The 24,959-nt window shown below is 69.7% G+C and carries 28 protein-coding genes; 16 read left to right on the top strand and 12 right to left on the bottom strand.

Annotation, left to right across the window (positions count from 1 at the left end; all coding sequences use genetic code 11):
- Positions 1-9: 9 nt before the first annotated feature.
- Positions 10-471, top strand: coding sequence for a substrate-binding periplasmic protein (locus tag V2S05_RS12865; RefSeq protein ID WP_413635790.1), 462 nt, complete (start codon positions 10-12; stop codon positions 469-471).
- The gene (locus tag V2S05_RS12860) at positions 468-1,463 is read left to right on the top strand and encodes a cation diffusion facilitator family transporter (RefSeq protein WP_413635789.1); all 996 of its coding nucleotides are present in this window, start codon (positions 468-470) and stop codon (positions 1,461-1,463) included. Before V2S05_RS12865 ends, V2S05_RS12860 begins: the two co-directional genes overlap by 4 nt.
- A gap of 10 nt (positions 1,464-1,473) precedes the next feature.
- On the opposite strand, the gene V2S05_RS12855 is transcribed toward V2S05_RS12860, so the two are convergent.
- A complete protein-coding gene (locus V2S05_RS12855; protein ID WP_413635787.1) occupies positions 1,474-1,992 on the bottom strand; it encodes an adenine phosphoribosyltransferase in 519 nt (172 codons plus the stop codon).
- A 65-nt stretch (positions 1,993-2,057) separates the two neighbouring features.
- Here V2S05_RS12855 and V2S05_RS12850 point away from each other — a divergent pair, with 65 nt between their 5' ends.
- Together V2S05_RS12850 and V2S05_RS12845 are read left to right on the top strand one after the other, a co-directional pair.
- Positions 2,058-3,488, top strand: coding sequence for a GH1 family beta-glucosidase (locus V2S05_RS12850; RefSeq protein ID WP_413635786.1), 1,431 nt, complete (start codon positions 2,058-2,060; stop codon positions 3,486-3,488).
- Between the two features lie 59 nt (positions 3,489-3,547).
- On the top strand, positions 3,548-4,546 hold the full coding sequence (locus tag V2S05_RS12845; RefSeq protein WP_413635785.1) for a LacI family DNA-binding transcriptional regulator: 999 nt from the start codon (positions 3,548-3,550) through the stop codon (positions 4,544-4,546).
- A 208-nt stretch (positions 4,547-4,754) separates the two neighbouring features.
- On the opposite strand, the gene V2S05_RS12840 is transcribed toward V2S05_RS12845, so the two are convergent.
- The 3 genes from V2S05_RS12840 to V2S05_RS12830 all read right to left on the bottom strand — a co-directional run bounded on the left by V2S05_RS12840 (position 4,755) and on the right by V2S05_RS12830 (position 7,907).
- A complete protein-coding gene (locus tag V2S05_RS12840; protein ID WP_413635784.1) occupies positions 4,755-5,267 on the bottom strand; it encodes a CinA family protein in 513 nt (170 codons plus the stop codon).
- Positions 5,268-5,510: 243 nt separating this feature from the next.
- The gene (locus tag V2S05_RS12835) at positions 5,511-6,839 is read right to left on the bottom strand and encodes a uracil-xanthine permease family protein (protein WP_413635782.1); all 1,329 of its coding nucleotides are present in this window, start codon (positions 6,837-6,839) and stop codon (positions 5,511-5,513) included.
- A 204-nt stretch (positions 6,840-7,043) separates the two neighbouring features.
- Entirely contained in the window at positions 7,044-7,907 is an 864-nt protein-coding gene (locus tag V2S05_RS12830; protein ID WP_413635780.1) for a phosphoribosylaminoimidazolesuccinocarboxamide synthase, read from the bottom strand.
- Positions 7,908-8,044: 137 nt separating this feature from the next.
- On the opposite strand from V2S05_RS12830, the gene V2S05_RS12825 reads away from it, so the two are divergent.
- A complete protein-coding gene (locus tag V2S05_RS12825) occupies positions 8,045-9,460 on the top strand; it encodes a DHA2 family efflux MFS transporter permease subunit (RefSeq protein WP_413635936.1) in 1,416 nt (471 codons plus the stop codon).
- A 33-nt stretch (positions 9,461-9,493) separates the two neighbouring features.
- On the opposite strand, the gene V2S05_RS12820 is transcribed toward V2S05_RS12825, so the two are convergent.
- A complete protein-coding gene (locus tag V2S05_RS12820) occupies positions 9,494-9,979 on the bottom strand; it encodes a hypothetical protein (RefSeq protein ID WP_071642184.1) in 486 nt (161 codons plus the stop codon).
- A gap of 109 nt (positions 9,980-10,088) precedes the next feature.
- Here V2S05_RS12820 and V2S05_RS12815 point away from each other — a divergent pair, with 109 nt between their 5' ends.
- Genes V2S05_RS12815 through V2S05_RS12800 form a run of 4 tightly spaced genes read left to right on the top strand, consistent with a single transcriptional unit; the run spans position 10,089 to position 13,163 of the window.
- Positions 10,089-10,283, top strand: coding sequence for a helix-turn-helix transcriptional regulator (locus tag V2S05_RS12815; RefSeq protein WP_413635778.1), 195 nt, complete (start codon positions 10,089-10,091; stop codon positions 10,281-10,283).
- Positions 10,270-10,704 (top strand): hypothetical protein, encoded by a 435-nt coding sequence (locus V2S05_RS12810; protein ID WP_413635777.1) that lies wholly within the window; start codon positions 10,270-10,272, stop codon positions 10,702-10,704. The genes V2S05_RS12815 and V2S05_RS12810 overlap by 14 nt, the downstream gene beginning before the upstream one ends.
- 47 nt (positions 10,705-10,751) lie before the next feature.
- Positions 10,752-11,282 carry a GNAT family N-acetyltransferase gene (locus tag V2S05_RS12805; RefSeq protein ID WP_413635776.1) on the top strand — a complete coding sequence of 177 codons (531 nt, stop codon included), beginning with the start codon at positions 10,752-10,754 and terminating at the stop codon, positions 11,280-11,282.
- Positions 11,283-11,324: 42 nt separating this feature from the next.
- Positions 11,325-13,163 carry a heavy metal translocating P-type ATPase gene (locus V2S05_RS12800; protein WP_413635774.1) on the top strand — a complete coding sequence of 613 codons (1,839 nt, stop codon included), beginning with the start codon at positions 11,325-11,327 and terminating at the stop codon, positions 13,161-13,163.
- A gap of 125 nt (positions 13,164-13,288) precedes the next feature.
- On the opposite strand, the gene purD is transcribed toward V2S05_RS12800, so the two are convergent.
- Together purD and V2S05_RS12790 are read right to left on the bottom strand one after the other, a co-directional pair.
- Positions 13,289-14,566: a phosphoribosylamine--glycine ligase gene (gene purD, locus V2S05_RS12795; protein ID WP_413635772.1), complete on the bottom strand. Its 1,278-nt coding sequence runs from the start codon at positions 14,564-14,566 to the stop codon at positions 13,289-13,291.
- A gap of 93 nt (positions 14,567-14,659) precedes the next feature.
- Positions 14,660-15,340 carry an NUDIX hydrolase gene (locus tag V2S05_RS12790; RefSeq protein WP_413635770.1) on the bottom strand — a complete coding sequence of 227 codons (681 nt, stop codon included), beginning with the start codon at positions 15,338-15,340 and terminating at the stop codon, positions 14,660-14,662.
- Positions 15,341-15,400: 60 nt separating this feature from the next.
- Between V2S05_RS12790 and V2S05_RS12785 the strand changes: the two genes are divergently transcribed.
- Both V2S05_RS12785 and V2S05_RS12780 read left to right on the top strand, forming a co-directional pair.
- Positions 15,401-15,757, top strand: a complete 357-nt coding sequence (locus V2S05_RS12785) for a sterol carrier family protein (RefSeq protein ID WP_271638752.1) — start codon at positions 15,401-15,403, stop codon at positions 15,755-15,757.
- Between the two features lie 51 nt (positions 15,758-15,808).
- Positions 15,809-16,132: a potassium transporter Trk gene (locus tag V2S05_RS12780; protein WP_271638751.1), complete on the top strand. Its 324-nt coding sequence runs from the start codon at positions 15,809-15,811 to the stop codon at positions 16,130-16,132.
- On the opposite strand, the gene V2S05_RS12775 is transcribed toward V2S05_RS12780, so the two are convergent.
- Positions 16,129-16,728, bottom strand: coding sequence for a zinc-binding alcohol dehydrogenase (locus tag V2S05_RS12775; protein WP_413635768.1), 600 nt, complete (start codon positions 16,726-16,728; stop codon positions 16,129-16,131). The genes V2S05_RS12780 and V2S05_RS12775 overlap by 4 nt on opposite strands.
- Positions 16,729-16,838: 110 nt before the next feature.
- Positions 16,839-17,162: a hypothetical protein gene (locus V2S05_RS12770; protein WP_413635767.1), complete on the bottom strand. Its 324-nt coding sequence runs from the start codon at positions 17,160-17,162 to the stop codon at positions 16,839-16,841.
- A 231-nt stretch (positions 17,163-17,393) separates the two neighbouring features.
- On the opposite strand from V2S05_RS12770, the gene purM reads away from it, so the two are divergent.
- The 3 genes from purM to V2S05_RS12755 are packed head-to-tail and all read left to right on the top strand — an operon-like array spanning position 17,394 to position 21,288.
- Positions 17,394-18,509, top strand: coding sequence for a phosphoribosylformylglycinamidine cyclo-ligase (purM, locus tag V2S05_RS12765; RefSeq protein WP_413635766.1), 1,116 nt, complete (start codon positions 17,394-17,396; stop codon positions 18,507-18,509).
- 5 nt (positions 18,510-18,514) lie between these two features.
- Positions 18,515-19,981: an amidophosphoribosyltransferase gene (gene purF / locus V2S05_RS12760; RefSeq protein WP_413635764.1), complete on the top strand. Its 1,467-nt coding sequence runs from the start codon at positions 18,515-18,517 to the stop codon at positions 19,979-19,981.
- Positions 19,978-21,288: an MFS transporter gene (locus V2S05_RS12755; protein WP_413635762.1), complete on the top strand. Its 1,311-nt coding sequence runs from the start codon at positions 19,978-19,980 to the stop codon at positions 21,286-21,288. Before purF ends, V2S05_RS12755 begins: the two co-directional genes overlap by 4 nt.
- 140 nt (positions 21,289-21,428) lie before the next feature.
- Here V2S05_RS12755 and V2S05_RS12750 read toward each other — a convergent pair whose 3' ends face one another.
- Positions 21,429-21,614: a DUF3073 domain-containing protein gene (locus V2S05_RS12750; protein ID WP_099194886.1), complete on the bottom strand. Its 186-nt coding sequence runs from the start codon at positions 21,612-21,614 to the stop codon at positions 21,429-21,431.
- A gap of 153 nt (positions 21,615-21,767) precedes the next feature.
- Between V2S05_RS12750 and V2S05_RS12745 the strand changes: the two genes are divergently transcribed.
- Positions 21,768-22,310 carry a universal stress protein gene (locus V2S05_RS12745; protein ID WP_271638745.1) on the top strand — a complete coding sequence of 181 codons (543 nt, stop codon included), beginning with the start codon at positions 21,768-21,770 and terminating at the stop codon, positions 22,308-22,310.
- Positions 22,311-22,412: 102 nt separating this feature from the next.
- On the opposite strand, the gene V2S05_RS12740 is transcribed toward V2S05_RS12745, so the two are convergent.
- Both V2S05_RS12740 and V2S05_RS12735 read right to left on the bottom strand, forming a co-directional pair.
- A complete protein-coding gene (locus tag V2S05_RS12740; RefSeq protein WP_413635760.1) occupies positions 22,413-23,048 on the bottom strand; it encodes a PadR family transcriptional regulator in 636 nt (211 codons plus the stop codon).
- Positions 23,045-23,884, bottom strand: a complete 840-nt coding sequence (locus V2S05_RS12735; protein WP_413635759.1) for a DUF4097 family beta strand repeat-containing protein — start codon at positions 23,882-23,884, stop codon at positions 23,045-23,047. The genes V2S05_RS12740 and V2S05_RS12735 overlap by 4 nt, the downstream gene beginning before the upstream one ends.
- 155 nt (positions 23,885-24,039) lie before the next feature.
- Between V2S05_RS12735 and V2S05_RS12730 the strand changes: the two genes are divergently transcribed.
- The gene (locus V2S05_RS12730) at positions 24,040-24,834 is read left to right on the top strand and encodes a MerR family transcriptional regulator (RefSeq protein WP_271638742.1); all 795 of its coding nucleotides are present in this window, start codon (positions 24,040-24,042) and stop codon (positions 24,832-24,834) included.
- The last annotated feature ends 125 nt before the right edge of the window (positions 24,835-24,959 follow it).

The following is a 24,959-nucleotide window of genomic DNA, read 5'->3' as shown; positions in this document are numbered from 1 at the left end:
AGACGTCGGATGACGGGTGCGGCAGCGCTCGTGCTGCTCGTCGCGCTGACGGGCTGCGGGCTGCGGATCCCCGCTGATCCGCACGGCAGCATCGAGCGGATCGAGGGCGGCACGCTGCGCGCGGGCGCCACCGAGCAGCCGCCCTGGGTCGATGTGCACGACGACGGGGAGCCGACCGGCTCCGAGCCCGAGCTGGTGCAGGAGTTCGCCGAGCAGCTCGACGCCACGGTGGAGTGGACGACGGGCAGCGAGGCCGATCTGCTCACGGCGCTCGAGCGCGGCGAGCTCGATGTGGTCGTCGGCGGTTTCCTCGACGACACACCGTGGACCGATCGCGGCGCGGTGACGCGGCCGTACGCCGAGCGCAGCACGGAGCACGGCACGCAGAAGCACGTGATGATCGTGCGGATGGGTGAGAACGCCCTGCTCACCGAGCTCGAGACGTTCCTGCACGAGGAGGTCGGATCATGACCACCCGGTTCGGGCGCGCCGAGCTGCCCCCGCGGCAGGAGCAGGCGCTGCGCAAGGCGATCCGCTTCGAGTGGTACACGCTGATCTTCCTCGCCGTGGCCATCACGATGGTCTATCTGGTGATGGGCAGCTCACAGGCGATGAAGGCGGCATGGATCGAGGATCTGCTGTCGCTCGCCCCGCCGATCGCCTTCCTCATCGCGGTGCGCATCGTCAACCGGCCGCCCAGCGGACGCTATCCGTACGGCTTCCACCGCGCGGTCGGCGTGGCCCACCTCGTGGCTGCCGTGGCGCTGATGGCCATGGGCGCGTTCCTCGTCATCGACTCGCTCACCGGACTGATCGGCGGCGAGCATCCGCCCATCGGCACGGTCGTGCTGCTCGGGCAGCCGATCTGGCTGGGCTGGCTGATGGTCATCGTGATGGCGCTCACCATCCCGCTCCCGATCTACTTCGGCCGGGTGAAGATGCGCCTCGCGAAAGAGCTGCACGACAAGGTGCTCTACGCCGATGCCGACATGAACAAGGCCGACTGGCAGACTGCCGTCGGATCCATCGTCGGCGTGCTCGGCATCGGCATCGGATGGTGGTGGACGGATGCCGTGGCGGCGCTGCTCATCGCCGGCAGCATCCTCTGGGACGGCATCCGCAATATGCGGGCGGCCATCACCGATCTGATGGACACCGCCGCGACGACGTTCGACGACGGGCGGGTGCATCCCCTGACCGGCGAGATCGACGAGCTGCTGCGCCGACTGCCGTGGACAGAGCAGGTCGGATCGCGGGTGCGCGACCAGGGGCACGTGCTGCACGTGGAGTCGTTCGTCGTGCCGCACCGGGGACGCACGCCAAAGCTGAAGGATCTGATCGAGGCTCGCGATGCCTGTCTCGACCTGGACTGGAAGGTGCAGGACATCGTCATCGTGCCGATCGATCAACTGCCCGAGGAGGTCGGCGGAAGCCGCGAGCACCAATCGGAGCGCAGCGAGTGAGAGGCGCCGCTCAGGCCGAGCGGAAGACGGTGTGCAGCTCGCCGATCACGTCGCGGCCGCCGAGGCCGTCGATCTCGAACAGCACGGCGATGCCGGCGACGGTGTAGCCGAGGCTCTTCACGATCTCCCGTCCCGCGGCGAGCGTGCCGCCGGTGGCGAGCACGTCGTCGATCAGCAGGATGCGCGTGCCGGCCGGCAGATCGTCGTGCATCTCGACGGTGGCCGTGCCGTACTCGAGGGCGTAGTCGACGGCCGCCGCCGGGCGCGGCAGCTTGCCGGCCTTGCGGATCGGGGCGAAGCCGACGCCGGCGGCGATCGCCGCGGCACCGGCGAGGATGAATCCGCGCGCCTCGATGCCCGCGACGACGTCGAACGAGCCGGCGAAGGGCTCGATCAGCGCCTCGGTCGTGGCGCGCAGCGCCCTGGCATCCGCAAGCAGCGGCATGATGTCGCGGAACAGGATGCCCGGTTGCGGGTAGTCGGGGATCGAGGCGATCAGGGACTCGGCGCGCGCCAGTTCGGGACTCACCTGGCAAGGTTACCGAATCGACTCGATGCCGACCCGTGGGAGCGCTCCCAGCAAGTCATGGCATCATGAGTTGCATGACGCGAACCTTCCCCGACGGCTTCCTCTTCGGCGCGGCCACCGCGGCCTACCAGATCGAGGGCGCTGCCTTCGAAGACGGACGCACGGCATCGATCTGGGACGCCTTCGCGCGAGTGCCCGGAGCCGTCGTCGGCGCCGAGAACGGCGATGTCGCCTGCGATCACTATCACCGCTATGCCGACGACGTCGCGCTGATGAAGCGGCTCGGCCTGCAGACCTACCGGTTCTCGACCTCCTGGTCGCGCGTGCGTCCCGACGGCGGGCCGGTCAACGGGAAGGGCCTGGACTTCTACAGCCGCCTCGTCGACGAGCTGCTGGCCGCCGACATCGTGCCCTGGCTCACCCTGCATCACTGGGACATGCCGCAGGCGCTCGAAGAGCAGGGCGGCTGGACCAGTCGCGACATCGTCGAGCGCTTCACCGACTACGCACTCAGCGTGCACGACGTGCTCGGCGACCGCGTGCAGCACTGGACCACCATGAACGAGCCGTGGTGCTCGTCGTTCCTGTCGTACACGGCCGGCGTGCACGCGCCGGGGCGCACGAGCATCCGCGACGGTCTGCTCGCCTCGCACCACCTGCTGCTCTCGCACGGCAGCGCCGTGCGGGCGCTGCGCGAGCGCGACTCCTCGCTCGATCTCGGCATCACCCTCAACCTGACAGTCGCCGACCCGGCCAACGTCGACGACCCGCTCGACGTCGACGCCGCGCGCCGCATCGACGGCCAGTTCAACGGCTGGTTCCTCGGCCCGATCTTCCACGGCGAGTATCCCGCCGACATCGTCCGTGACTTCCGCGAGGTCGACTCGGCCGCGGTCGCCCAGTGGCAGGCCGCCGTGCAGCCCGGCGACCTCGAGATCATCTCCGCGCCGCTCGACGCGCTGGGCGTGAACTACTACCACGGCGAGCTGCTCTCGGGGCATCCGCAGCCCGGCGGGGGCGACCCGCACCAGACCGAGGGCCAGCAGCGTGAGACGCGCTCGCCGTTCCCCTCCAAAGAGGGCATCTACTGGGTCGAGCGCGGCCTGCCGCGCACGGGGATGGACTGGGAGGTGCAGCCCGAGGGGCTCACCCGGCTGCTCGTGCGCGTCGCGAACGGCTACGCCGGCGACGTGCCGCTGTACGTGACCGAGAACGGCGCCGCGTACGACGACGAGGTGGGCGCCGACGGCGAGGTGGCAGACGTCGAGCGCACGGAGTTCCTGCGCGCGCACGTCGCGGCGACGCTGGACGCCATCGAGCAGGGCGTGGACGTGCGCGGCTACTTCTACTGGTCGCTGATGGACAACTACGAGTGGGCCTGGGGGTACGCCAAGCGCTTCGGGATCGTGCGCGTCGACTACGAGACGCAGCAGCGCACGATCAAGCAGAGCGGTGCGGAGTACGCTCGGATCATCGCCGCCCACAGCGGTCGTTGAGCGAAGCAGCCCAGCGACTGAGGCGAAACGCAGCCCGCATCACCGAAAGCACGCACAGGATGCCCCGAGCCACGATCGAAGAGGTCGCCGCACTCGCCGGCGTGTCCCGCTCGACGGTGTCACGCGTCGTCAACGGCTCGACCTCGGTCAGCGCCGAGGCGCTCGCCGCCGTGCAGAACGCGATCGCCGAGCTCGGCTACGCGCCCAATCGCGCCGCGCGCTCGCTCGCGAGCCGGCAGACGCACGCGATCGGCCTGGTCGTGCCCGAAGACACCACGCGGTTCTTCGGCGATCCGTTCCTGGCGTCGGTCGTCGCGGGGATCAGCTCGCGTCTGTCTGAGTCGGAGTACATCCTCAACCTGCTCATCGCCAGCGACGACCCCGACGGCAAGATGACGCGGTTCGTGCGCAACGGCGGGGTCGATGCCGCGATCATCGTGTCGCACCACGCCAGCGACTCGTTCATCGAGCGCATCGCCGAGGCGGTGCCCGTCGTCTTCGGCGGGCGGCCGGCGAGGGTGCGCGAGAGCGACATCATCGTCGACGTCGACAACGTGGCGGCGGCCCGCGCCGCTGCCGAGCACCTCATCGCGCTCGGCCGCCGGCGCATCGCGACCATAACCGGCACGATGACGATGGCCGTGAGTGTCGACCGTCGTGACGGCTTCGTCGCGGCGCTGGCGGATGCCGGACTGCAGCCCGCCGGAGAGTTCGACGGCGACTTCAGCGAGCACGGCGGTGCGGAGGCGGCGCGTCTGCTGCTGCAGGGCGGGAAGCATCCGGATGCGATCTTCGTGGCGAGCGACCTGATGGCCCGAGGAGCGATGGGCGTGCTGCGCGCCGCCGGGCTGCGGGTGCCCGAAGACGTCGCGATCGTCGCCTTCGACGACTCGCGGGTCGCCGAGTCGTCGGACCTCACGAGCGTGCGCCAGCCCATGTTCACGCAGGGGGAGATGCTCGGCGGCATGGTGATCGACCTGCTGGCCGGGACGCGGCCGGATCCGCTCACGATCCTGCCGACCGAGCTGGTCGTGCGCGGGTCCGCGCCGGCGGTCTGACACGGTCGATCGTCCGTAGCGTCCGAGGCATGGCATCCATCATCGGCGTCGTGATCGGTGCGCATCCGCTTCCGCGTGGCGACGATTCGTCACGCAGGCGAGGTGACGGGCGACTGACTTATCCTGACGCAGGAGGGGTGACGGGCGCGACGATCTCTGACGCAGCCGGCGTGACGGGCGAAGATTCCGCCGCGGGTGCGCGATCCCGTCAGCGGCTCCCGGCGCTAGCTGCCCGACCGGAGCCATCCGCCCCGCCGAGGCCTTCCGCCGTGCCGGCGCGCGAGATCAGCAGCTCGACAGCCGCCTCGACGGTCGAGTCGAGCACGTCCTCTGGCTCGCCGTCCAGGTCGAGCCTGCGGTGCCCGGCCTCGTCGCGCGTCGCCCATCCGAGGAACACGGTCCCTGCGGGATGCCCGTCTTCGGCATCCGGACCACCGACCCCGGTCGTCGAGACGCACAGGTCGGCGTCGAAGAGCTCGCGGGCGCCGCGGGCGAGCTGCTCCGCGCATTCGGCCGAGGTCGGATCACCGTCGGAAGGGAACCCGAGCACCCGCTCCTTCACCTCCGGCAGGTAGGCGACGATGCCGCCGCCGAACCAGGTGCTCGCCGCCGGGCCGGCGCCGATGGTGCTGGCGAGAGCCCCCGAAGTCAGTGATTCGGCGACCGCGACGCGCAGCTCTCGGCGTCGGGCGAGGTCAGCGAGAGGTGTGACGTCGAGCATGCGCCGACGATACCGCGCAGACCGGATGCCGCGGCGGGGCCTTGACAGACCCGGGTGGCGGGGCGTTCAGCCGCCGCGACGGATGCCCGAGCGGGTACCGGAAGCCCCAGCCGGATGCTCCAGAGCGTGCCGGAAGCCCGTGCCGGATTCCCGAGAACAGGAACACGCGGGAACAGGACGGATTGCGGGAAATCCACCTGCGCTCGCGTGTTCTCCTGCGCTGGATGAGGACGGCTGTCCGAATCAGGCCGGGTCGCCGCCCGGAGCGCCGACGCCGGCCAGCGGCTTCGGGTCGTCGGCGCCCGAGCCGCGCAGCCGCGCGACGAGGTTGCCGAGGTGGTAGATGAGGATCGCGCCGACGGTGGCGAGCACGATGCCGCCCAGCTCGAAGCCAGACTCCGGATCCTTGATCATGAACCCGCCGACCGCGACGATCAGGCCGACCGCTGCGGTGTACTGGTTGACCGGGCGCGAAAAGTCGACGCGGTTGTCGACCCAGATCTTGATGCCGATGACGCCGATCAGGCCGTACAGCGCCGTGGTGATGCCGCCGAGCACGCCCGCGGGCACCGAGTTGATGACCGCGCCGAACTTGGGTGACATGCTGAGCAGGATGGCGGTGATGCCGGCCACCCAGTACGCGGCGGTCGAGTAGACGCGGGTGGATGCCATGACGCCGATGTTCTCGCCGTAGGTGGTGGTTCCCGAGCCGCCGAAGAAGCCGGCGAGCGAGGTCGAGATGCCGTCGGCGATGAGCGCCTTGCCGGTCTGCTTGTTGATCGTCGGATCCTCGACCATGGTGGCGACTCCGCGCACGTGCCCCACGTTCTCGGCGATCAGCACGAGCACGACGGGAAGGAACATCGCCATCGCCGACCAGGTGCCCGGGGTCGCGAAGTCGGGCAGGTGGAAGGTCGGAAAGCCGATCCAGTCGGCGGCCTCGACCTTGTCGAACTTCAGCTCGCCCCGGATGCCCGCGAAAACGTACCCGGCGATCACCCCGAGGAAGATCGAGATGCGGCCGAGGAAGCCGCGGAACACCACGGCGAACAGGATGGTGATCGTGAGGGTGAAGGTCGCCGTGATCGGCGCCTGCTCGTAGTTACCGCGCGCAGCGCCGGCGAGGTTGAACCCGATCAGCGCCACGATCGTGCCGGCGAGCACGGGCGGCAGGAAGCGGTCGACCCAGTGCACGCCCACCGTGTGCACCACGACGCCGATGAGGGCCAGCAGCACGCCGACCGCGACGATGCCGGCGAGCGCCGAGCCCACGCCCGCCGATGCGGTCGCCGCGGTGACCGGCGCGATGAACGCGAACGACGAGCCGAGGTAGCTGGGCAGCTTGTTGCGCGTGACCAACAGGAAGAGGATCGTGCCGATGCCGCTGAACAGCAGCGTGGTCGGCACGGGGAAGCCGGTGATGATCGGCACGAGGAACGTCGCGCCGAACATCGCGACGACGTGCTGCACGCCGATCGCGATGGTCGCCGGCCAGTTCAGGCGCTCTTCGGGTCGAACGACGGCGCCGGGCGCGACAGTGCGACCGTTGCCGTGGATGGTCCACAGCGGCATGGGGGCTCCTCGGGAGTCGGGATCAGGGCCGAGGAAACACTACCGCCCCGGATGCCCGGCATCCGGCGTGCAACGCGTGCGACGAAACGGGGGCCGACACTCCAGATGTCGGACACTTTGCGCGAATCGGTCCGACATCTGGAGTGTCGGCCCCCAAGGGGGTGGCGGGGTGGCGGGCGCCGCGCGGGGTGGCGGGGCCTGCGGTCAGCCCTTGAGTCGCGCGATGAGCTCGCGGTACCGGTCGGCGGTCTGCTCGACGATCTCGGCGGGCAGCACCGGCGGCTCGCCCTGCCGGTCCCAGTTCGTCGCCAGCCAGTCGCGCACGATCTGCTTGTCGAAGCTCGCCATGCGCTCTTCCGGCGTCGTGCCGGATGCCCACGCCGCCGCGTCCCAGTACCGCGACGAGTCGCTGGTGAGCACCTCGTCGGCGAGGCGCAGGGTGCCGTCGGCGTCGACGCCGAACTCGAACTTCGTGTCGGCGAGGATCAGGCCCTTCTGTTCCGCGATCTCCGCGGCACGTCGGTACAGAGACAGCGAGGCGTCGCGCAGCTGAGCGGCGCGGTCAGCGCCGACCAGCTCGACGACCCGCTCGAAGGTGATGTTCTCGTCGTGCTCGCCGAGCGGCGCCTTGTAGGCGGGGGTGAACAGCGGCTCGGGAAGCCGGTCGCCGTTCTGCAGGCCCGCGGGCAGCGGGATGCCGCACACCGTCCCGTGCGCGGAGTACTCCGCCCAGCCGGTGCCGGTGATGTACCCGCGCACGACGCACTCGATCGGCAGGATCTCGAGCGCCATCGCGAGCATGGCGCGCCCGTCCACGGCATCCGGGATCTCGCCCTCGGTGAGATGATTCGGCACGTCGGAGAGCTGCTCGAACCACCAGTCGCTCAGCTGGGTGAGCAGCTCGCCCTTGTGCGGGATGCCCGGCGAGAGCACGAAGTCGAAGGCGCTCACCCGGTCGCTGGCCACGACGAGGATGCGCGTGTCGGCCGGATCCTCCGAGGCGTACAGGTCGCGGACCTTGCCCGAGTAGAGGTGCCGCCAGCCGGGGATGCTCTGTGCTTCGCTCACGCACCCATCTTCCCATCCCGCGAGGCGCCGATGGCGGTGCCGAGGAGTAGCGTTGCCGGGTGACTTCGACTGAGACGCCCCGCACCGAGACCCGCAGCCCGTGGCCCGCGCTGTGGGCGCTGGTCATCGGCTTCTTCATGCTGCTCGTCGACACGACCATCGTCTCGGTCGCGAACCCCGCCATCAAGGCGGCGCTCGACCCCGACACGAACAACCTCGACAACGTCGTATGGGTGACGAGCGCGTACCTGCTCGCCTACGCAGTTCCGCTGCTGATCACGGGGCGCCTCGGCGACCGGTTCGGGCCGAAGAACATCTACCTGATCGGTCTCGCCATCTTCACCCTGGCGTCGCTGTGGTGCGGGCTGTCGACCAGCCTCGACGGACTCATCGCCGCGCGAGCAGCGCAGGGCCTTGGTGCCGCGTTCATGACGCCGCAGACGATGGCCGTCATCACCCGCACCTTCCCCCCGCAGCGACGGGGCGCGGCGATGGGGCTGTGGGGTGCGACCGCGGGCGTGGCGACGCTGGTGGGTCCGCTGCTGGGCGGCGTGCTGGTCGACGCGTTCGGGTGGGAGGCGATCTTCTTCGTCAACATCCCGGTCGGGATCGTCGGATTCGTGCTGGCCTGGATGCTCGTGCCGAAGCTCGAGACGCATCCGCACCGCTTCGATCTCGTCGGCGTCGTGCTCAGCGCGCTCGCCCTGTTCCTCATCGTGTTCGGACTGCAGGAGGGCGAGGCCTACGACTGGGGGACGATCGTCGGTCCCATCTCGGTGTGGGGTCTGATCATCGCGGGCGTGATCGTGCTGGTGCTGTTCGTCGTGCAGCAGGCGGTGACCAAGACCGAGCCGCTGGTGCCGCTGGAGCTGTTCCGCGATCGCAACTTCTCGGGGTCGAACGCGGCGATCGCTGTCGTCGGGTTCGCGGTGACCGGCATGTCGCTGCCGTTCATGTTCTTCCTGCAGCTCGCCCGCGGCCTGTCGCCGACCGAGGCGGCGCTGCTGATGATCCCCATGGCGGTGCTCTCGGGTGTGCTCGCGCCGGCGGCGGGCAAGCTGCTCGACCGGGTCGATCCGCGGTGGATCCTGATCCCCGGGCTGCTGTGTGTCGCGGCCGGACAGCTGTGGAACGCCTCGTTGATGAACATGGACACCCCCACCTGGATGTTCCTGCTGCCGTCGGCCGTGCTCGGCATCGGCAACGCGGGCATGTGGGGGCCGCTGGCCACCACGGCGACCCGCAACCTGCCACCCCGCCAGGCCGGTGCGGGCGCGGGCATCTACAACACCACGCGCACGATCGGCTCGGTGGTCGGCTCGGCCGCCATCGCCGCCTTCATGCAGTCGCGGCTCGAAGCGAACCTGCCGGGTCTGTCCGAGGCTCCTGCGGGCCTCGCCGGTGACGGCGAGATGCCCCTGCAGATCGCGGAGGGCTTCTCGGCAGGCATGGCGCAGGCGATGCTGCTGCCGGCCTGCGTGCTGGGCATCGCACTCGTCGCCGCACTCTTCCTCCGGCGCCACCGGGTGGATGAGGCGCAGCCCGAGCACTGACGTGGCGGCGCCGGGGCGCGCCGTGCATCCGACTCAGCGGAAGAGGGCGATGCCCGCCTGGCCGATGAGTGCGAAGATGATCGCCCAGATGATGATCGAGATGATCTGCCAGACGATCACCGCGTTTCGGCTCGCGCCGAACGACACCATCATCCCCGAGGTGATCTGGCTGGGCAGCACGGTCTGACCGAGCAGACTGACCCCGGGAACACCGAACCGGTCGAACATGCGCTTCACCTTCTCGCGTCGCGGCGAGGGGGCATCCGTCGCGGCATCCGCACCCCGTCGGGCGAGCACCTTCTGCCGGGCGGCGGCGGCGATGAAGACGAAGACCAGCATGGAGATCACGTTGCCGACGACGGCGGCGAGCACGGCGATCGGGAGCGGCACCCCCGCGATCGCACCGATGAGCGTGCCGAAGTAGGACTCGATGAACGGGATCGCCGCGGCGAGCATCACCCCGGCCCACTGCAGCCACAGGGGAAGGGACTGGGTGAAGTCGACGAGTGCGTCCTGCATGATGGCCTCCGGATATGTAAAGCGTGTTTGACATGACAAGCATGCTTGACATCGATCCGCGCTGTCAAGTCGGCTTTACATTGCGATGTCCGCGGCCTACCTTTGAAGCGTGCAGAGCAGGGTCAAAGAGCTGAGAACCGCGCGTGGTCTCTCGCAGCAGGCGCTCGCGACCGCGGTCGGTGTCTCTCGCCAGACCATCAATGCGATCGAGACCGGCCGATACGACCCCTCGCTGATGCTCGCCGTGCACCTGGCTCGGCATTTCGGCTCGACCGTTGAGGAGGTCTTCGATGTCGACTCATGACGACGCTGCGGTCGAGCCCGCGCGCCGCCGCTGGCCCATGTCGCGCACCAACACCGTGCTGGTGGCGGTGCTGGCGGCGGGTGCGCTGGTCTGCTTCGTGCTCGGTCAGATGATCGCTGCCGTGACGCTGCTGATGGGGGCGGTCGGCGGTGCGCTCGGCGCGATCTTCGCCCGCCGCGGCACGTCGGGCGACCTCGAGCGCGTGAACGCGCTGGAGTACGCCGATGAGCGCGACCGCACGGCGGGCACGAAGGGGCTCGCCGCCGTCGGCGTCGTCGCGCTCGTGCTGTGCACGGTGCAGCTGGTCGTGCACGCCGTCGTCGACACCGACCCGGTCTCGTGGTGGACAGCCATCGCCCTGTACTTCGCCCTGGTGATTAGCTGGTTCGGGGCGAACTGGTACTTCGTGCGCCGCGGCTGAACGCGCTCCGGATGCCCGGCAAGCCGCGGTCGTGGTGTGATGGGACGATGTCCGTCTCTCTTGCCTCGCCCTCGCTCTCGCTTCTCGAGTCCTGGTCCGAGGCCGTCACCGAGTTCGGAGATGTGCACATCGACGGCGCGGGTCTCGACCGCGGTCAGGCGGCCGATCGCGCCGCATGCGAGTCGTTCATCGCGAAGGCTCAGATGTACGCCGACCCCGAGGCCACGCTGCCGGAGGGGCACGTCGCCTGCGACTACTTCTGGATCGTCGACGACGGAGAGGTCGTCGGCTTCATCGCGTTCCGCCGCGAGCTGAACGAGTGGCTGCGCGGCTATGGGGGCCACATCGGGTACTCGGTGCGCCCCTCGCGGCGTCGGCAGGGCATCGCCCGAACGGCCCTCGACCTCGTGCTCGACCGGGCCCGCGCACAGGGATACGACCGCGTGATGCTGACCTGTGACGACACGAACATCGGCTCGTACCGCACCATCGAGGGCGCCGGCGGCTCGCTCGATGACGTCGTCGACGGATCCGCGGCCGGTATCAGCCGCATGCGCCGGTACTGGGTGAGCCTCTGATCCGGATTCCGTCCACGGGGCGGCGTCCGGCAGAGTGAGTCCATGAGACTTCTGCCGCTCGCGCAGCGCTATCCGGTGCTCACCGGGGGCCTTGTCGCCACGGTCGCCGTGTCGCTGCTCTCCGTGGCAGATCAGCACGAGATCGCACGATGGACCGCGACCCTGACGGTGGGCGTGGTGATCGCGATCACCGCGTGGGGGATGGTCGGAGACATCCTCCGCGCGCACTTCGGTCTCGACATCCTCGCCCTGGTGGCGATGGTCGCGACGCTGCTCGTGGGCGAGTACATCGCATCACTCGTGATCGTGCTGATGCTGTCCGGCGGAGAGGCGCTCGAAGACTACGCATCACGCCGGGCGGCCCGCGACCTGACCGCCCTGCTCGACCGCTCGCCGCAGACGGCGCACGTCGTCGAGAACGGCACCGACGCGTCGACGCGCGACGTCCCCGTCGGCGAGGTCGTACCCGACATGGAGCTGCTGGTGCGACCGTCCGAGATCGTCCCGGTCGATGCCGTGCTGCTCAGCGAACGCGCGAGCTTCGACGAGTCGTCGCTGACCGGGGAGAGCCTGCCCGTCTCGCGCGCAGCCGGCGAGGAGGTGCTCTCGGGGGCGGTGAACGGCTCGAACGCCGTGCGCGTCCGCGCCCTGCGACACAGCGCAGACAGTCAGTATCAGCAGATCGTCGCTCTAGTGCACGAGGCGCAAGAGAGCAAGGCACCGACGGTGCGCCTCGCCGACCGTTTCGCGGTGCCGTTCACGCTGGTCTCGCTGCTGATCGCGGGCATCGCGTGGTGGATCGCGGGCGACCCGCTGCGCTTCGCGCAGGTGCTCGTGCTGGCGACGCCGTGCCCGCTGCTCATCGCCGCGCCGGTCGCGTTCCTCGGCGGGCTGTCGCGTACGGCGAAGGAGGGGGTGATCGTCAAGGGCGGTGGCGTGATCGAGCAGCTCGCGCGGGTGCGCTCGGCGGCCTTCGACAAGACCGGCACCCTCACCCAGGGTCGGCCCGAACTCGTCGAGGTGCGCGCGGCGGAGGGGATGGATGCCGATGAGCTGCTGCGTCTGTCGGCATCCGCTGAGCAGTACTCGAGCCACGTGCTCGCCGACGGTGTGCGCCGCGCCGCGATCGAGCGCGGGTTGCGACTCGCGCCCGCCTCGCACGCCGAGGAGGTCGCGACGAACGGCGTATCGGCCACGATCGAGGGGCGCACCGTCGTGGTCGGCAAACCTGCGTACGTCGCCTCGCTCGCGCCCGACACCTGCCGCACCGAGCTTGCATCCGGGCAGCTGGCCGCCTACGTCGCCGTCGACGGACGGTTCGCCGGCGCACTGGTGCTGGCGGACGCCGTGCGCCCGGAGGCCGCCGCGGTCGTGGCCGGTCTGCGCGCGAGCGGTGTCGAGCGGGTCACCATGCTCACCGGCGACGCCGACGCGACGGCGCAGTCGATCGCATCGCCGCTGGGCGTGACCGAGGTGCATGCCGAGCTACTGCCCGCGCAGAAGGTCTCGCTCGCCGCCAAGATGACGCCGCGTCCGCTGCTGATGATCGGCGACGGGGTGAACGACGCGCCGGTGCTGGCCGCGGCCGACGTCGGCGTCGCGATGGGCGCTCGCGGATCGACGGCGGCCGGCGAGGCCGCGGATGCCGTCGTGTTGAAAGACTCGCTGCTGCCCGTGCTGCGCGCGACCGAGATCGGCAGGCACACCCTACGGGTCGCCTACACGGCGATCTGGATCGGCATCGTGTTGAGCGTCGGCCTGATGCTCATCGCCACGACAGGCGCGATCCCCGCGGTGGCCGGCGCGTTCATCCAGGAGCTCGTCGACCTCGCCACGATCCTGTACGCGCTGCGCGCGCTGACCGGGCCCAAGCCCCACTGACGGGCTACTCGGCGACGCGTGCGGTTCGCACGGATGTCGGCGAGGAAGACGGATGTCGGCAGGAATCAGGTGATTCCGCCGACATTCGTTCATGTCGCCGACAGGTGTGCGACGGGGGGAGTCTGCTACTCCGCGACGCGTGCGGCGATGTCGTGCCGGTAGTGGGCGCCGTCCAGAGAGATCCGGCCGATGGCCTCGTAAGCCCGCGCGCGCGCATCCGCGAAGTCCGACCCGGTCGCGACGACGTTGAGCACCCGCCCGCCGGTCGCGACGAGCGACCCGCCAGGGGCGTCGGAAGCGCCGGTCGCGGCATGCACGATCGAGACGCCGTCGACGGATGCCGCCTCCGCCAGCCCCTCGATCATCCGGCCAGTCTGCGGCGCCTCGGGGTAGCCCTCGCTGGCGAGCACGACGGTGATCGCGACGTCTGACGAGAACTCGGGCTGCGGCTCGTCTTCGAGGGTTCCGGATGCCGCCGCCAGAAGCAGCCGCGACAGGGGCGTGCGCAGGCGCGGCAGCACGACCTGAGTCTCGGGGTCGCCGAAGCGCGCGTTGAACTCGATCACGCGCACACCGGCAGGGGTGAGGATGAGGCCCGCGTAGAGCAGGCCGATGAACGGGGTGCCCTCGGTGTCGAGCTGTCGCACCACGGGCATGGCGACCGTCTCGGTCACCTCGGCGACGAACGCATCGACGCTGCCGAAGTCGTCGGCCAGCCAGGGCAGCGGCGAGTACGCCCCCATACCGCCCGTGTTCGGTCCGCCGTCGCCGTCGAGCGCCCGCTTGAAGTCCTGCGCGGGGCTGAGGGCGCGCACTGTATCTCCGTCGCTGAGGAAGAACAGCGACACCTCGGGGCCGCTGAGGAACTCCTCGACCAGCACCGGGCCTGCGGGCAGGTAGTGCTCGGCGTGGGCCAGCGCCTCTGCGCGGTCGGCTGTGACGATGACGCCCTTGCCGGCGGCCAGGCCGTCGGCCTTCACCACGTGCGGGGCGCCGAACTCGTCGAAGGCCGCCTCGACCTCTGCGGTCGTTGCCGCGCGCACCGCGCGCCCGGTGGGCACGCCGGCGGCATCCATGACCCGCTTCGCGAACGCCTTCGACCCTTCAAGCTGCGCGGCGGCGCGGCCCGGGCCGAACACCGGGATGCCGCGCTCGCGCAGCACGTCGGCGACCCCGGCGACCAGGGGTGCCTCGGGGCCGATGACGACCAGATCGATGCCCCGCTCGTTCGCGAAGGCGGCGACCGCGGCGCCGTCGAGCTGGTCCAGGTCGACGAGCGTGGCGTCCTGAGCGATTCCGGCGTTGCCGGGGGCGGCGAAGATCTCGTGGTCGGCCTGTTCGGACCGCAGGGAGAGGATGATCGCGTGCTCGCGCGCGCCCGAGCCGAGGACGAGGATCTTCATGCCGCCAGCCTACCGGCGCCGCATCCGGCGGCTCAGACGATGACGGCTACACGATGACGGATCACACGACGACGACTCACACCATGACGGCGCTCAGACCGAGACGGGGCGCTCGACGGCCCGATCCCAGGGCAGCGCCCAGCCTGTCGCGTCGAACAGCGCATCGAGTATGCCGGCCGTGAAGCCCCACACGATCGTGCCGTCGACGTCGAACGCCGGACCCCGGTACGTGAAGCCGTCGCGGCGCAGCACCGAGGTGAAGCGATTGACCGGATCGACGAGCTGCGCGATCGGCACGCGGAAGACCTCGACCGTCTCGGCGTGATCCACGGCGGCGACGCGCGAAGGCTCACGCCACCAGCCGAGCACCGGCGTGACCAGGAAGCCGCTCACCGCGAGCGGGATCTCGGGCAGTGCCGCGAGCACCTCGACGCCCTGGGGGTCGAGCCCGGTCTCCTCTTGGGCCTCGCGCAGCGCCGTGGCGACGGGATCGGCATCCTGCTCTTCGTAACCGCCGCCGGGGAACGACACCTGGCCCGGGTGCGACGACAGCGTCGCCGCCCGGCGCTGCAGCAGCACGTCGAGGTCGCCCGACACTGTCTCGTCGTCGGCGCGGGCGGGGATGCTGTCGAGCCGGCCGAACAGGATCAGCACGGATGCGGGCCATGCATCGTCGACCGACATCGGGAAGCGGGGTGTCCACTCGTCGGCGCGGGCGGCTGCGGCGAGCAGCTCGGCGCGTGCGCCGCGCATGTCGTCAGCAGAACCAGTCATCGATCTCGAGCCTATGCCCGCCGCAGGGCGCGATCACTGAGCGCGGCTTAGCCTGATGACATGCCCGCACGCAGGATCGACACCGCAGCCGGACGCGACGCCCTCTCCGCCGTCTCCGCCGGAGGTGCTGCCCGGACGGTCACGGCGACGGCCGTGCGCTACCTGCTGCAGCTGCTCGATGAGAAGGCGCCGGGCAACAGCGTCGAGGTGCGCGTGCCGCCGTTCGGCGCGGTGCAGGTCGTGCAGGGGCCGCGGCACACCCGCGGCACCCCGCCGAACGTCGTCGAGATGGATGCCTCGACGTGGATCGCGCTGGCCACCGGCGCGGAGCAGTGGACGGATGCCGTGGCCGCGGGCCGCGTGACGGCATCCGGAACGCGAGCGGATCTCTCCGATCTGCTGCCGCTGCGCCCCTGAACCGAGCCGGATGCGGGCCCGTCCACAGCATGCGCGTGGGAGAATAGGGGCATGTCCGCAACAGCCAGGCACTCGACCGTCGAAGCGACGATCCGCCCCGTCCCCCGCTACGGCGTTTTCATGGTGACGGGTGCCGTTCTGGGGATCATCGTCGCGGGCATCCTGACGCTGCTCGGGTCGTATGAGCCGTCCGACGTGCTGGGCGTGGTCTACCCGCCCGGGCAGGTGTTCGGGTTCGCGCTGCTGTGGACCGTGCCGATCGGCGTCGCGCTCGGCGGCATCATCGCGGTCGGTCTTGACCGCGCCGCACGCAAGCACGCCCGTGTCGTCACGGTCGAGCACGAGCGAGTCGTCGAGGACGACGATCGGGCCTAAGCGAGTTCGGCGATCACCGGTCGCATCGCCGCATCGAACGCCACGACGTCGCGACGCAGCCCGTCGGTGACGGCGACCGTCAACGCACCGATCCACCAGATGCCGCGCTGCGTGAACGGCAGCACCTGCACGTTCAACTCGAACGAGTGCGCTCGGCGGCCGATCTCGCGCTCGAACTCGGCGATCGCGCTGGCGTAGGCGCGGTAGGAGCCGCCGGACGAGCTCACCGACTCGACATATCGGTTGTGCGCACGCTGCGCGTAGTGCAGCACGGTCTGCGCGTGGGGCACGATCGCCGCACGCAGGTCCTCCGCGCCGGTGGTGGGCAGGGCGATGAGCGTGTCGTAGCCCTCGACCAGATCGAGCGGCACCTCCGATCGGTGCGCGCGCGGCTCGACGGTCATGTCCCAGTACTCGCGCCACTGCTTCTCGAGTGCGTCGTCGACCTCGGTGGCGTCGGGACGGCGCACCTCGAGTCCGCGCAGTGCCGGCAGATCCTCGGGGGCGCGGATACCGAGCAGCTGACGCAGCGCGAGCGCGACCAGCACCGAGGTGCCGGCGTCTTCGCGGATCAGCCACTGCGGCTTGTCGACCATGGCCCCATCGTAGGGTCCTTCATGATCTTGCGCGCGGGCCTTGCGGCCCGCCACGCTGCTGCCCTCACGAGCCGCACGCCGGACTCCGGATCCGGCTGGTCGGATGCGCGTCAGCGGCGGCGGGAGAGGATGCGGCGTCGCAGGCGCTCGCGGCTGCGAGAGGGCGGACGGGTGGCATCCACCAGCGCCTGCCTGGCCGCAGCGAGGCTCGGGTAGCTGCCGATGCGGCGGCTGTGCCGGTCGTGCACCACGTGGGCGGCGTCGTCGACGGTCACGAAGCCGGCGAACTCGCCGCGGCTCGTGGCGACATAGACGTCGTGGTCGGCCTGACTCCAGGCGAGCTCGGCGGGTGCAGTCGTGTTCTGTGCGGGGGTGGGCGTGTTGTGGTCGGGAGTGGGCGCGCTGGAGCGCGCGGAAGTGTCGGTACTGCTCATGATCTCTGGTCTGTCTGCGGGCGGCATGCTGCCGCCTGTGGGTGGCTCGGGGCGCCAGGATCCGCATCGGTGCGGATCGGCCACTCATGCCCGGCCTTGATGTGTGCGCTGCGCCGGTGAGATACGGCGGAACTTCGCGCAACCATTCATGCTAGCAGATCGGCTGACCGGGCGCCTCGATCGCCCTGTCACGAGGGGGCGGGCGTCGCCGCGGGCCGGTACGCTGTAAAGGTGGCAGACTCCCCCACCAATCCCTATGCTCAGGCCGGTGTCGACACCGCCGCCGGTGATCTCGCCGTCGAACTCATGAAGGCCTCCGTGCGCGCGACGCACGGGCCCGAGGTGCTCGGGGGTGTGGGCGGCTTCGCCGGCATGTTCGACGCCAGCGCGCTGCTCGGCTACCGGCGCCCGCTGCTGGCCAGCAGCACCGACGGCGTGGGCACGAAGGTCGCCATCGCGCAGGCCATCGACAAGCACGACACGATCGGGCAGGACCTGGTCGGCATGGTCGTCGACGACATCGTCGTGGTCGGCGCCAAGCCGCTGTTCATGACCGACTACATCGCGTGCGGCAAGGTCGTTCCCGAGCGCATCGCCGATATCGTGCGCGGCATCGCCGAGGCATGCTCGGCCACCGGAACCGCGCTCGTCGGCGGCGAGACCGCCGAGCATCCGGGTCTGCTCGGACCGCGCGACTACGACGTCGCGGGTGCGGCGACCGGAGTGGTCGAGGCGGATGCCCTGCTCGGCGCGCACCTCGTGCAGGACGGCGATGCGGTGATCGCACTCGGATCGAGCGGCCTGCACTCGAACGGCTATTCGCTCGTGCGGCACATCGTCGCGAACGCCGGCATCGGCTACGGCGACAACGCCGCCGACCTCGGGGGCACCTGGGGCGAGGCGCTGCTCGAGCCGACGCGCCTGTACACGACGCCGCTGCTGAAGCTGATCGAGACGCTGCCGGGGGCGGTGCACTCGCTGAGCCATGTGACCGGCGGCGGAATCGCCGCGAACCTCGCCCGCGTTCTGCCGCAGGGCAGCTGGGCCGAGGTCGACCGATCGACCTGGACGCCCAGCCCGGTGTTCCAGGTGCTGGCCGACATCGCCGGCACCCCGATCGTCGACACCGAGGGCACCTGGAACCTCGGCATCGGCTTCCTCGCCGTCGTCGCGGCGGAGCAGAAGGATGCCGCGATCGCCGCCATCGGCTCGCAGGGCATCGCCGCCTGGCAGGTCGCGACCGTGCACACCGGTGCACGCCCCGAGGGGCATTTCGAAGAAGGCGCCAAGGGCGTCGACGGCGGAGCGGTGCGCCTGGTGGGCGCATACGCGGACGGAGCGAAGTAACACCCATGTGCGGCATCGTCGGAATGGTCGGCAATGGACCGGTCAACCAGGACATCTACGACGCGCTGCTGCTGCTGCAGCACCGCGGGCAGGATGCCACGGGTATCGCCACCGCGGAGCCGAACGGCGTCATGCACATGGCGAAGGCCGAGGGCATGGTGCGCGAGGCGTTCCGCACCCGAGACATGCGCTCGCTGCTGGGCAGCATCGGCCTCGGCCACGTGCGCTACGCGACCAAGGGGACGGCCTCCAGCGAAGAGGAGATGCAGCCCTTCTACGTGAACGCGCCGTACGGCATCGTGCTCATCCACAACGGCAACCTGACCAATACGCGTGAGCTGACCGCCGACATGGCCGAGCGCTATCGCCGGCACCTGAACTCGTCGAGCGACACCGAGCTGCTGCTGAACGTGCTCGCGGGCGAGCTCCAGACCACCACCTCGACGGTCGATCTGGACGCCGATCGCATCTTCGACGCAGTCGAGCGCACCCATGCGCGCATCGAGGGTGCGTACGCGGTGATCGCGATCATCGCCGGGTACGGTCTTCTCGCGTTCCGTGACCCGTTCGGCATCCGTCCGCTCATCCTCGGCCGCCGCGCGGCGACATCCGCCGACGGTCACGACGAGTGGGTCGTCACCAGCGAGTCGCTCGTGCTCGAGAACGCCGACTACGACATCGTGCGCGAGGTCGCACCGGGCGAAGCGGTCTTCATCTCCAACGACGGCGAGCTGTTCACGCGCCAGTGCGCCGAGAACGCCCAGCTCGTGCCGTGCGCGTTCGAGTACGTCTATCTCGCCCGCCCCGACTCCGTGATGAACGGCGTGTCGGTGTACGAGTCCCGTCTGCGCATGGGCGACAGGCTCGCCGACACGATCGCCGAGCACGTGCCGCTCGACGAGATCGACGTGGTCATGCCGATCCCCGACTCTTCGCGCCCGTCGGCGATGGAGGTGGCCCGCAAACTCGGCAAGGAGTACCGCGAGGGCTTCTACAAGAACCGGTACGTCGGACGCACGTTCATCATGCCCGGGCAGGCGGTGCGCAAGAAGAGCGTGCGCCAGAAGCTCAACGCCATGTCTGCGGAGTTCCGCGGCAAGAACGTGCTGCTCATAGACGACTCGATCGTGCGCGGCACCACCAGCAAGCAGATCATCCAGATGGCGCGGGATGCCGGTGCGAAGTCGGTCATCTTCGCATCCGCCGCGCCCCCGGTGCGGCACCCTCACGTGTACGGCATCAACATGCCGTCGCGTCACGAGCTCATCGCGCACGGGCGCACGATCCCCGAGATCGCGGAAGAGCTCGGCTGCGATCGCATCGTCTATCAGAAGGTCGACGACCTCAAGGCCGCGATCATCGAGGGTTCCGACCTGACCGACCTCGACATGAGCTGCTTCGACGGACGATACGTCACCGGCACGGTCACGCCCGAGTACCTGGCCTGGGTCGAGCAGTCGCAGACCTCGTGACGGCGGCCCAGCCGCTCTGGCGCGGCCGGGTGCTCGCGCTTCTCGGCATCCTGCTCTGCGCCTTCTCGCTACGTTCGGCCGTCGCCTCGCTCTCACCCGTCGTCGACCTGATCGGCGAGGACTTCGCGGTCTCATCGGCGGTTCTCGGCGTGATCGGCACGCTGCCGCCGGCGTGCTTCGCGCTCTTCGGCATCCTCACGCCGGTGCTCGAGCATCGGCTCGGCATCGAGCGGCTGACGGTCATCGCCCTGACCGCCATCACGGCGGGACTCGTCGGGCGCAGCCTCGCGGCCGATTCGATCGGCCTGCTGGTCGGCACTGCGGTGGTCTTCGCGGGAGTCGGCATGGCGAACATCCTGCTGCCGCCCCTGGTGAAGAAGTACTTCCCCGACCGCATCGGCGTGATGATGACCGTCTACACCGCGACCATGGCGTTCTCGACCTTCGTCCCCCCGCTGGTGGCCGTGCCGATGGCGGATGCCGCGGGCTGGCGCTTCTCGATGGCGGTCTGGGCGGCATTCGCCTTCGCCGGGCTCATTCCGTGGAGCGTGATGCTGCTGCGCCCCGCCACCCCGACCGTTGCGGACCGTCCCGCACCCGGGCATACGGTCGCTGCGGAGAGGGCGGAATCCGACGATTCCCAGGCCGTCTTCGCCGCCACCGGCCCGATCGCCACCGCTCCGACGAACCTCCGTCTGTTCGCGCGCCTCGCGCGCATCCCGCTGGTGTGGGCGCTGGCGCTGACGTTCGCGACGTCGTCGACGATGGCGTACGTCTCGTTCGCCTGGCTGCCGTCGATCCTCATCGACACCGCCGGGGTGGATGCCGCGACCGCCGGCTTCCTGCTGTCGCTGTGGGCGTTCATCGGCCTGCCCGCATCCTTGATCGCCCCGGTGCTCGTGGTCCGATTCCAGGCGACACGTCTTCTGTTCGTCGTCGGCTCGCTGACGGCTCTGACCGGTCTCGTCGGCCTGATGCTCGCGCCCCTGCCCGAGCTCCTGTGGCTCTGGATGACCCTGTTCGGCATGGTGGGGCTGCTCTTCCCCCTCGCGCTGGTGCTGATCAGCATCCGCTCGCGCACCCCCGAGAGCGCGGTGCTGCTGTCGAGTTTCGTGCAGAGCTCCGGCTACGTTCTTGCAGCGATCTTCCCGCTGCTCGTCGGCATCCTGCACGACGCGACGGGAGGCTGGACGGTGCCGCTCATCGCGGTCGTCTCGGTGCTGGTGATCACCTTCCCGGCGGGTCTCGTCGCCGGTCGCCGGGTCACCGTCGAAGACGAGTGGGAGCGCCGGCACGGGCGCTGGTGAGCGGGCTCAGGGGCTGGTGCGCGGGCACGCAAACGCCCCCCGAGCACGACGAAACCCTGGTCGACGCGGCGTATGCCGGTCGCCAGGGTTCGCCCTTCGGCAAGCTCAGGGACCCAGATGAGCAGCCCCGGATGGAGCGGTCAGGCTCGCTCGAGCTCGTCTTCGTCTTCGTCCGCGTACATGTCGGCCCACTTGTCGACGTACTGGTCGTCTGACGTCGGGTGCCCGAGCTCACTCTCCAGCGCAGAGAAGTTCACGTCGGGACTGTACGACTTGAGTTCGCGGGCGATCTTGGTGTGCTTCGCCTTCTGACGGCCACGGCCCATGCGCGAGACCCCCTTTTACGAGTTCAGCAGCGGGCTCGTGACGGGCCCGATGATATTCACGGCACCGGCGTGAAGCCGGTAAGAGTAGCATTCAGGATAGCACGCACGCCAGAGCATCCGGCCGTCCTGCGGCCGCCCCGCGGAAGGATCGAAATGACGGATTCCACGCCCCGAGCAGCTGAGGAAGCGGCACAGAACGCGGCCCTGCAGAAAGCGGTGATCGTCGGCATTCAGCCCGGCCAGCCACCGCATGTCCTCGACGAGGCCCTGCGCTACGCGCGGCTGCTCAGCGCGCCGCTCGTCGTCGTGCACGTCGATGTGACCCGCTTCGTCACCTACGAGGATCCCGACGGCTACGTGCACTCGGCGCCGATCGACCTCAACCTCGATGCGGGCGCCGCCGAGTTCGAGGACGTGCAGCGCGCAGCCGAGGAGGCGCTCGCCGACGCCGACGTGCCCTGGACGGCCCGCCAGCTGGTCGGCGACCCGGCTCTGGCGATCAAGCAGCTGGCCGAGAAGCTCGATGCGCAGCTGATCGTGGTCGGCACGCGCAAACGCGGACTCGGCGAGTCGATCCGCGAGTTCTTCACCGGCTCGGTCGCTGCCCGCCTCGCACACCGGCAGCACCGCTCGGTGCTCGTCGTCCCGCAGGGCGAGACGGTTCCCGACGACCAGAAGGACATCTGGACGGAGTGAGCTCGGGCTGGTGCTGGCATCCGCTCCGAAGACGAGCGCTCGCGCGCACTGACGCGACGATGCCCCCTCCGCCAGAGACGGCAGGGGGCATCGATCGTCGGGCTACTTCTCGGTCGGCAGTGCGCTCAGCGCGCGGGTCACCGCACGAGCCGCTTCGTCCATCGCGTGCTCGAGCTCGGTGACGACGGATGCCGGAAGCGATCCTCCGCGAGCGACATGCGTGCGCAGGTCGGTGCGCAGCTGGGCACGGAACGCGTTGATCGAGGCATCCGCCCGCTGCAGATGCTCACGACTGGTGGCACGCTCGTCGCTCATCCCATCGAATCGCGGACGCGACTTCGCCGCACGCTTCTCGTCGTGCGCCGCGGTGGCGAGGTCGGCGCGAAGGCTGCGCATCGCATCCTGCACGCTCTGGCGCACCTCGTTCGCGATGAGCCGCACCGAATCGGCGAGACCCTGCTCGATGCCGGCGAGGTCGCCCTCCCGAGCGGTGAGCTCTGCGCGGCCGGCGTCGGTGATGGCGTAGATCGTGGTGCGCCCGTCGGCGGTCTTGGTGACCAGGCCCTCCTCCTCGAGCTTCGCCAGCCGCGGATAGATCGTTCCGGCGCTCGGAGTGTACGTGCCGCCGGTGCGGTCGGTGAGCGCCTGGATGATGCCGTAGCCGTGCTGCGGTGCCTCGGCGAGCAGCGACAGCAGGTACAGGCGCAGATCACCGTGCGAGAAGACCGCGGGGCTCATGATTCCCACTCCGCGTCATCCGCGACCGACACCTGCGGGCGGCGCAGCACCGTGACCGCGCCGGAGACGGAGTTCGCGCGCACGTCGACGAAGCTGCCGGCGAGCTCGCCCGCCTGGCCGGTGTAGCTCCCGGGCCCGCCGCTCGAGCGTTCGACGCCGTCGACCGTGATGCGCCCGGTCATGCTGCGCAGCACGTAGTTCGCGGGCAGCGTCTCATCGAGCCGCACGGTCGTGCCGCCCGAGACGGTGTTGAGGTTGATGGTGTTCATGTCGCCGACGGCGTCGATCAGGATCGAACCGGACACGGTGTCGACGGTCGCCTTGCGCAGGCTGCCGGTCACCGCGACGTCGCCGGAGACGCTGTTGGCGTTGATGGATCCGGTCAGCCCTCGCACCTGCACGTCGCCCGACACGGAGTTGGCGGTGAGGTCGCCGGTGATGCCGTCGGCGATCAGGTCGCCGGAGACGGTGTTGAGCTTGGCATCGTTGCGGATGCCCGAGACGAGCGCACCTGCACTGACGACCCCGAGCGTGAGCGCGATGGCGCGCGGGACGGCGATGCTGACCTCGGCCTTCGGCCCGCCGGCTCCGAAGTTGCGGAACACGTCGAGGAAGTTGTCCCAGCCGATCTGGGGGTGGTCGATCTCGACCTGGGTGCCGTCGGACTCGACGCGCAGATCCTTCACGGTGACGCCGCTCACCTCGATGCGGATGCCCGGTTCATCGTGCGCGATCACATCGACCTGACCGCCGACGAGCCCGACTTTGAGGCGTGACGCGGAGGCGATGTCGATGACGCGTTCTTCGCCGGGGGCGATGAGCCACTTCTCGGTCATGTCAGTTCTCCTTGATGAACGGATATCGAGATATACCGCGTTGGAGCGAGAGTAACACGATATATCTCGATCTGTGCCTGGAAATGTGCTGAATTCGGATTGACCTTGACGCGACGTCAACTTCTACCGTGAAGTCATCGACAGAGAGGAGCGCCATGGACTGGTCGATCCAGGAGATCGCCCGCCTGGCCGGCACGACGAGCCGCGCCCTGCGCCACTACGACGACATCGGCCTACTGCCGCCGTCCCGCATCGCCCGCAACGGATACCGCCACTACGACCAGGCGGCCCTCGTGCGCCTGCAGCGCATCCTGCTGCTGCGCGAGCTCGGGCTCGGACTGCCGCAGATCGCCGAGGTGCTCGGCTCGTCGGCAGGATCGGGGGCCGACGCGAGAGCGGCGGAGGCATCCGCGCTCGAGACGCACCTCGCCTGGCTGCGGCAGGAGCAGCAGCGCATGCAGCGGCAGATCGCGTCTGTCGAGAACACCATCCACGCATTGAGAGAAGGACAGCAGATCATGGCGAAGAACATGTTGGACGGGTTCGACCACACCCAGTACAAGGAAGAGGTCGAGCAGCGATGGGGAGAGAAGGCATACGCCGACGGCGACAGGTGGTGGCGCGGCATGAGCTCTGGCGAGCGCAGCGCCTGGCAGCAGCGCGCCGCCGAACTCGGCGCCGACTGGGTCGCCGCCGCGGAGAGCGGGATCGATCCGGGGTCGGACGAGGCGCAGCAGATCGCGCGCCGTCACGTCGAGTGGCTCAGGGGCATCCCCGGCACGCCGGCATCCGCCCCTGGCGGAGATGCACGGGGCTACGTGATCGGACTCGGCGAGATGTACGTCGCCGACCCGCGCTTCGGAGCGAACTACGCCACGAGCGCGGGCGGCACCACGGGCGCGGAGTTCGTGCGCGACGCGCTGCGCGTCTACGCCGAGGCGAACCTGTAGCCCTCCCGGAACGCAGGAGTTCACACGAAACGCGGGAGCGGATGCCGCAGGGCATCCTGCGTTCCGTGTGAACCCCTGTATCCCGCGCGGACGGTGGGGACGAGATCGCCGAACGCCGAGGGTAG

The sequence above is a fragment of the Microbacterium sp. OR16 genome (assembly GCF_047306725.1).
In the GTDB taxonomy this organism is placed as follows: Bacteria; Actinomycetota; Actinomycetes; order Actinomycetales; family Microbacteriaceae; genus Microbacterium.
The sequence above is the reverse complement of the archived record's forward strand: the minus strand, read 5'-3'. Positions and strand labels throughout refer to the sequence as shown.

Coding starts and splice junctions, on each gene's coding strand:
- V2S05_RS12865 (WP_413635790.1), top strand. CDS start 10: ATGACGGGTGCGGCAGCGCTCGTGCTGCTCGTCGCGCTGACGGGCTGC.
- V2S05_RS12860 (WP_413635789.1), top strand. CDS start 468: ATGACCACCCGGTTCGGGCGCGCCGAGCTGCCCCCGCGGCAGGAGCAG.
- V2S05_RS12850 (WP_413635786.1), top strand. CDS start 2,058: ATGAGTTGCATGACGCGAACCTTCCCCGACGGCTTCCTCTTCGGCGCG.
- V2S05_RS12845 (WP_413635785.1), top strand. CDS start 3,548: ATGCCCCGAGCCACGATCGAAGAGGTCGCCGCACTCGCCGGCGTGTCC.
- V2S05_RS12840 (WP_413635784.1), bottom strand. CDS start 5,267: ATGCTCGACGTCACACCTCTCGCTGACCTCGCCCGACGCCGAGAGCTG.
- V2S05_RS12835 (WP_413635782.1), bottom strand. CDS start 6,839: ATGCCGCTGTGGACCATCCACGGCAACGGTCGCACTGTCGCGCCCGGC.
- V2S05_RS12825 (WP_413635936.1), top strand. CDS start 8,045: ATGCTGCTCGTCGACACGACCATCGTCTCGGTCGCGAACCCCGCCATC.
- V2S05_RS12820 (WP_071642184.1), bottom strand. CDS start 9,979: ATGCAGGACGCACTCGTCGACTTCACCCAGTCCCTTCCCCTGTGGCTG.
- V2S05_RS12810 (WP_413635777.1), top strand. CDS start 10,270: ATGTCGACTCATGACGACGCTGCGGTCGAGCCCGCGCGCCGCCGCTGG.
- V2S05_RS12805 (WP_413635776.1), top strand. CDS start 10,752: ATGTCCGTCTCTCTTGCCTCGCCCTCGCTCTCGCTTCTCGAGTCCTGG.
- V2S05_RS12800 (WP_413635774.1), top strand. CDS start 11,325: ATGAGACTTCTGCCGCTCGCGCAGCGCTATCCGGTGCTCACCGGGGGC.
- purD (WP_413635772.1), bottom strand. CDS start 14,566: ATGAAGATCCTCGTCCTCGGCTCGGGCGCGCGCGAGCACGCGATCATC.
- V2S05_RS12790 (WP_413635770.1), bottom strand. CDS start 15,340: ATGACTGGTTCTGCTGACGACATGCGCGGCGCACGCGCCGAGCTGCTC.
- V2S05_RS12785 (WP_271638752.1), top strand. CDS start 15,401: ATGCCCGCACGCAGGATCGACACCGCAGCCGGACGCGACGCCCTCTCC.
- V2S05_RS12780 (WP_271638751.1), top strand. CDS start 15,809: ATGTCCGCAACAGCCAGGCACTCGACCGTCGAAGCGACGATCCGCCCC.
- V2S05_RS12775 (WP_413635768.1), bottom strand. CDS start 16,728: ATGGTCGACAAGCCGCAGTGGCTGATCCGCGAAGACGCCGGCACCTCG.
- V2S05_RS12770 (WP_413635767.1), bottom strand. CDS start 17,162: ATGAGCAGTACCGACACTTCCGCGCGCTCCAGCGCGCCCACTCCCGAC.
- purF (WP_413635764.1), top strand. CDS start 18,515: ATGTGCGGCATCGTCGGAATGGTCGGCAATGGACCGGTCAACCAGGAC.
- V2S05_RS12750 (WP_099194886.1), bottom strand. CDS start 21,614: ATGGGCCGTGGCCGTCAGAAGGCGAAGCACACCAAGATCGCCCGCGAA.
- V2S05_RS12745 (WP_271638745.1), top strand. CDS start 21,768: ATGACGGATTCCACGCCCCGAGCAGCTGAGGAAGCGGCACAGAACGCG.
- V2S05_RS12740 (WP_413635760.1), bottom strand. CDS start 23,048: ATGAGCCCCGCGGTCTTCTCGCACGGTGATCTGCGCCTGTACCTGCTG.
- V2S05_RS12735 (WP_413635759.1), bottom strand. CDS start 23,884: ATGACCGAGAAGTGGCTCATCGCCCCCGGCGAAGAACGCGTCATCGAC.
- V2S05_RS12730 (WP_271638742.1), top strand. CDS start 24,040: ATGGACTGGTCGATCCAGGAGATCGCCCGCCTGGCCGGCACGACGAGC.